This window comes from Micromonospora pattaloongensis (assembly GCF_900107255.1).
In the GTDB taxonomy this organism is placed as follows: domain Bacteria; phylum Actinomycetota; class Actinomycetes; order Mycobacteriales; family Micromonosporaceae; genus Micromonospora_I; species Micromonospora_I pattaloongensis.
In genome coordinates this window covers 1-1,117 of the sequence record NZ_FNPH01000028.1, presented here as the reverse complement: position 1 = coordinate 1,117, position 1,117 = coordinate 1, and the positions used below count along the sequence as shown (strand labels likewise).

Genomic DNA, 1,117 nt, shown 5'->3' with positions numbered 1-1,117 from the left:
TGTACTGCCCAGGGAGGTTGGTTGAGGTTGTGTGACGACACGACGTAGATAGACGTGATGACGAAGGCCTCCGGTTGTGGAGTGGAGCTGTCTAGGAACCGCTCCGGCAACCAGGAGGCCTTCGTGTCCCACGCTAACGCCGCTTTGACTCCTCGTGCACGTCTTCGCCTGGCGCGTCTGGTCGTGGATCAGGGGTGGCCGGTCGCTCGCGCGGCGGAACGCTATGACGTGTCCTGGCCGACGGCGAAACGGTGGGCGGTGCGCTACGCCGAGCTCGGCGCGGACGGGATGGTCGACCGGTCGTCCCGGCCGCACCACAGCCCCACTCGCACGCCTCAACCGGTTGTCCGCAAGGTCGTGCACCTGCGATGGAAACACCGCCTGGGGCCGGTCCAGATCGCCGGCCGCCTCGGCATGCCCGCCTCGACCGTGCACGCGGTGCTGACCCGCTGCCGGGTGAACCGGCTGTCACACATCGATCGGCGCACCGGCGAACCGGTGCGCCGTTACGAACACGACCACGCCGGGGCGATGCTGCACATCGACGTCAAGAAACTCGGCCAGATTCCCGACGGCGGCGGGTGGCGTTACGTCGGTCGGGTCCAGGGCGAGCGCAACCGGGAGGCCACCGCCCGCCGCACCGGCACCCGCAACCACCGCTGGGAACCGCGGGTCGGGACCGCGTTCGTGCACACCGTCGTTGATGACCACTCACGGGTGGCCTACGCCGAGGTCTGCGACGACGAGAAAGCCGCCACCGCTATCGCCGTGCTGCGCCGCGCGGTCGCCTGGTTCGCCGCCCGCGGTGTGGTCATCGAGCGGGTGTTGACCGACAACGGCTCCGCCTACAAGTCCTACGCGTGGCGCGACGCCTGCACCGAACTCGGCGTCACCCCAAAGAAGACCCGCCCCTACCGGCCCCAGACAAACGGCAAGGTCGAACGCTTCCACCGGACCCTGACCGACGGCTGGGCCTTCGGCCGGTTCTACTCATCCGAAGCAGCCCGCAGGAAGGCCCTGCCCGCCTGGCTGCATCACTACAATCACCACCGGCCACACACCGCAACCGGCGGCAAACCGCCCGTCACCAGATTGACCAACGTCCCTGGGCAGTACA

1 protein-coding gene is annotated in these 1,117 nt (G+C 68.4%); it reads left to right on the top strand.

What is annotated here, in order from left to right; all coding sequences use genetic code 11:
* Positions 1-123: 123 nt before the first annotated feature.
* Positions 124-1,117 (top strand): IS481 family transposase (locus BLW47_RS24530; RefSeq protein ID WP_139307445.1); only part of this gene is annotated, 994 nt, incomplete at its 3' end.